Genomic DNA, 4,893 nt, shown 5'->3' with positions numbered 1-4,893 from the left:
AAAACCTAAAACCTAAAACCTCGAACCTCGAAACCTCGAAACCTCGAAACTCGCGGCTCGAATCCCTACCCCCTCAATAAAACGTTGTTGCAAACACCTATTAAAGATTTACAATACTACAAACAATACCGCTAAACTGCTTAATAACACTATCAGGAGTTAATATGGATTCAATACTCAATTGGCTGAATGAAAATTCAGGCTTAATTTTACACTATGGTATTCAAGCAGTTATAGCGCTTGTTATATTTTTACTCGGTGGCCGAATTGCCAAGTTTTGTGCAAATTTAACCGCTAAAGCATTCGACAAGAAGAAAGTAGATGTAGCGGTTTCATCGTTTGTATCTAGTATTGTGTATGCCATTGTATTTGCAGCCACTATTTTAATGGCGCTGTCACAAATCGGTATCGAAACCACGTCATTCATTGCGATTTTAGGTGCTGCAGGTTTAGCGGTTGGCTTAGCACTGCAAGGGTCGTTATCTAACTTTGCATCTGGTGTGCTAATTATTTTACTACGCCCATTTAAATCTGGTGACTACGTTGAAGCTGGCGGTAAAGCTGGTACGATTAAAAAAATCGAAATATTTTCAACAGAAATGCGCACTCCTGATAACAAAGTTATTGTAATGCCTAATTCAAAAATAATGTCAGATGCGATCATTAACTACTCGCGCGAAGCAACGCGTCGCGTTGATCTTGTGATTGGTGTTGGCTACGACGCCGATTTACGTAAAGCAAAAGAAGTACTTAAATCAGTACTAGATAACGAATCACGCATTTTAAAAGATCCTGCATACAACGTATCGGTTTCTGAACTTGCCGATTCAAGCGTTAACTTTATCGTACGCCCTTGGGTTAACTCAGAAGATTACTGGCCAACATACTGGTCGTTAATGGAAAACATTAAAATAGCGTTAGACGACGCCGATATTACTATTCCATTTCCACAAATGGATGTGCATTTGCACAAGCAAGACTAATTTTTTAAAAAGTTATTAAGGTAATGCTCACGTTAGGTTTGCTAACGTGCGCGCTGCTTTAAAGAGCATGAATATTTTTTACAGGGTTATTTTTTAATGAAACTTAAGCTTTTATCAATTTTAGTAGCAGCCTCAGCTACAACCAGTGCATTTGCATCAGAAGAAGAACAAAAAACCTGGGAAGTAACCAGTGAAGTGGGCGCTATCATTACCAGCGGTAATACCGAAACAACGACCTTAAAAGGCGGTATTAAAGTATTGCATAACTTAGAAAGTTGGAATAACGAGTATAAGTTAGACGGCATCTACAAAGAAGATGAAGTAGAAAACGACGACGGTACTAAAGAAAAGCAGCGTACTAACGAAAAGTACTCTATTTCAGCGCAGGGTAATTACAAATTAAACGAAAAGCACGCTCATTTATTTATTTATGGGTCGCACGTATCTGATTACTTTGGCGCATACCGAAGTGAATCAGTTATTTCAGCGGGTTATGGTTTACGTTTATTAAACGAGTCAAACATGAAACTAAACGCTGAAATTGGTCCGGGTTATAAGTATTTTAAATACCCAGATATTAGCGAAGAGGTTGATGAAAACGGCAACTCATTAGCGGGTGAATACGAAGGCGAAGTGATTGCCTTAGGTAAAGTAGATTTTAGCTGGAGAATTTCAGACAACGCGCGTTTTACTCAGTTAGTATCGGTGGAATACGGTGATACCAATACTAAAACTCGCTCAGAAACCGCTCTTCTGACTAAAATTAATGGCTCACTACAAATGAAAGTGGCCTACAATATAACCAACAACTCAGACGTGGCTGATGACAAAGAAGCAACTGATACAGAGACCTCATTAACACTTGTTTACAGCTTTTAACATCAAGTAGTAAATAAATTGTAATAAAACTATGAAAGGGGCTAAAGTCCCTTTTTTATTTGCTCATAAATAATGTATGATACCCACCAATTTTTGGTTGTAGACCTAGGGAAATACCTACTCGTGAACGTTATTAAATATTTATTAAGTGCTTTTGTACTTATATGTAGCTTCAGCACATTAGCATTTGCGCCAACAGCCGCTCAACTAGAGCAGTTTCAAAAATTACCTAAGTCACAACAACAGGCTCTGGCAAAGCAGTATGGCGTGGATATTTCAAGCCTTGAAGGTGCTGGTAGCACTAATGGCAAAAATAACGAACAAGACAAGCCCACAGTAGGTGAGCGTAATACCACCGACGAACGAGCTTTTACAGATGAAGAGCGATTCAAGCCAGAAGATAAATCAGTAAAGCCATTCGGTTATGAGCTATTTGCAGGCGAACCAACCACATTTATGCCTAATGAAAGCGCTCCCGTTCCTGATACGTATTTAGTAGGGCGTGGCGATCAGCTATTAATTAACTTTTACGGTAAAGAAAGTGAAAGCTTTGAAGTGATTGTTGACCGTGAGGGCCGCATTAATATTCCCGATTTAAGCCCTGTACAAGTAGCGGGTTTAACGTTCGCTGAAGTTAAAGAACTAATTAAAGTAAAAGTAGAGCAAGAAGTTATTGGTGTTAAAGCGTTTGTATCGCTTGGCAAACTTCGTAGTATTCGTATTTTGGTTTTAGGTGAAGCATACAAGCCAGGCAGCTATAGCGTATCATCACTAACAACAGTGTCGCATGCATTATTTGTAAGTGGTGGCGTGTCTGATATTGCCTCGCTGCGTAATATTCAAGTAAAGCGCGGTGGTAAGGTTGTTACTAACTTTGATTTATACGACTTACTTATTCGCGGTGATAGCAGCAACGATATTATTTTAAAACCGGGTGACGTGGTATTTATACCGTCGGTTGGAGAGCAAGTAACAGTTGACGGTTTAGTAAAGCGCCCTGCTATTTTTGAGCTTAAAAAAGGTGAAACGGCAGAACATTTATTAAAAATGGCCGGCGGTATTAAACCTAATGCTTACGCTAAAAGCGTGGTTGTTGAGCGCTTTAATAATCAACACAAAGAAGTGCTTTCAGTTGACTTTAGTAAAAAGCAGGTTAACTACATCCCGCAAGATGGCGATCGTATTCACTTTAGCGCCATTGGCGAACAATACCAAACTTCAATTAGTTTAATTGGTGCCGCAGTACGCCCGGGTAATTACCAATGGTACAAAGGTAAACGCATTTCAGATATTTTAGGCTCCGTGCGTGGTGATTTATTACCACAGGCCGATTTAGATTATGCATTAGTAGTGCGTGAAACCAACGTAAATGGTGATATTGAGATTCATCAATTCGATTTAGCAAAAGCCATTGCCAACAATACAGAGAACAACTTACAACTTAGCCCTAACGATAAAATTATTGTGTTTAGTCGTTTTGAAGAAAAACAACGTGAAGATGTTGCACTTGCAAATTTAGCGTTAACTAAAGAGCAGCAAGACCAACAACGCAAAGCAGAGCTATGGCATGAATACCAACAAAAAGAGTTTGAAAAATACGTTGGTGTTATAACTGAAGAATCAGAGCCAGAAGAAGAAAATCCAAATTTAAGTATGGCTCAAATGCTTGAGAAAAAGCTAAAAGAGCAAGAAGAAGATGCTGAAAGCTTTGCACTATTCAGCCGACATAATTTACTAAAGCCTGTAATTGCAAAGTTAGAGCAGCAGGCCGGTGTAATGCAGGCTATGCAGATTGTTGAAATTACTGGCAGTGTAATGTACCCAGGCATTTACCCGTTAATGGAAGGCGGTGAGGTAAAAGACCTAATTACTGCCGCAGGCGGGTTGTTAGAGTCGGCTTACACACAACAAGCAGAAGTAACAAGAATTGCCACTAATGATGTATCAAATATTCAACATATTAAGTTTGACCTAAAAAGCGCCATGCAAGATAAGGCCGCATCTAATATTTCATTACAGAGTAAAGACAGCGTAAATATATTTGCTATACCAAACTGGCAAGAAAACCTAAAAGTAGAGCTTAAAGGTGAGCTTAAATTTCCTGGTACTTACACAATTCGCCGTGGCGAAACCCTAAGTAACTTATTGGAGCGTGCCGGCGGTTTTTCTGATTTTGCAGCAACTAATGCCGCTGTATTTACTCGTAAATCAATTAAAGAACAAGAGCAACAACAGCTAGCGCGTTTATCTACCGAGCTTCGCCGTGATATAGCATCTAAAAGTTTCCAAAGTTCAGTAAGTAGTAACACACTTACTTACGATGAAATGAATAAGCTACTAAAGGATCTTGCTAACGTAGATGCGGTTGGACGATTAGTTATAGATTTACCGCTTATTGTTAACAATGAGCAAAACTTAGTACTACAAGATGGCGACGTACTTTATGTGCCAAGTGAACGCGACTCAATTAGTGTAATTGGTGAGGTTAATTACTCTACCTCGCATCTATATAAAGCAGGTATAAGCGTAGACGAATACATAGACCTAAGCGGTGGCTTAAAAGAGCGCGCAGCTGATGACCGTATTTACATTATAAAAGCCAACGGCTCGGTACAAATACCAAATACAGGCAACTGGTTTGCTGTTAATAACTCAGACCAACTTGAACCAGGCGATACCATTGTTGTCCCACTGGATGCCGGCCATATGGATAAGCTAACGCTTTGGAGCACCGCAACACAAATACTTTACCAGTTAGGTGTAGCAGTAGCAGCCATAAGCGGTATTTAATATAATTTAGGTGCGGGTTTATCCCGCATCTGTTCTAAGGCTTGAGGTTTTAGGAACTAGGTTTTAGGCAGAGATTAAACCAAACACAGTATTTGGATTTAAAGTAGGCGGGGCCTTATGTCGCGTAAATGTAGCAGCAGGTTTGGTGTTACGAGGGACGAGCTAAAGCTCCTAAAACCTAAAACAATAACTTGACCTAATGTTCTCGTTATTCAATTTTTGATAGCTGATAGCTGATAGC

General features: G+C 39.5%; 2 protein-coding genes and 1 pseudogene. All 3 read left to right on the top strand.

Annotated elements, in window-relative coordinates:
• Positions 1–164 precede the first annotated feature (164 nt).
• Positions 165–983, top strand: coding sequence for a mechanosensitive ion channel family protein (locus CWB77_RS13580; protein ID WP_010390598.1), 819 nt, complete (start codon positions 165–167; stop codon positions 981–983).
• A gap of 96 nt (positions 984–1,079) precedes the next feature.
• Complete coding sequence (locus CWB77_RS13575) at positions 1,080–1,862, top strand: DUF481 domain-containing protein (protein ID WP_109875403.1); 783 nt, start codon at positions 1,080–1,082, stop codon at positions 1,860–1,862.
• A gap of 405 nt (positions 1,863–2,267) precedes the next feature.
• Positions 2,268–4,652, top strand: a pseudogene (locus CWB77_RS13570) (SLBB domain-containing protein); the annotation flags it as partial.
• Between the last annotated feature and the right edge of the window lie 241 nt (positions 4,653–4,893).

Source organism: Pseudoalteromonas sp. S1610 (genome assembly GCF_005887465.1).
Classification (GTDB): Bacteria; Pseudomonadota; Gammaproteobacteria; order Enterobacterales; family Alteromonadaceae; genus Pseudoalteromonas; species Pseudoalteromonas undina.
Note: the sequence above shows the minus strand (reverse complement) of the source record. Positions and strands in the feature narration are given on the sequence as shown.

Bases quoted from the DNA above. Each gene is read 5' to 3' on its own strand.
- CWB77_RS13580 (WP_010390598.1), top strand. From the start codon at position 165: ATGGATTCAATACTCAATTGGCTGAATGAAAATTCAGGCTTAATTTTA.
- CWB77_RS13575 (WP_109875403.1), top strand. From the start codon at position 1,080: ATGAAACTTAAGCTTTTATCAATTTTAGTAGCAGCCTCAGCTACAACC.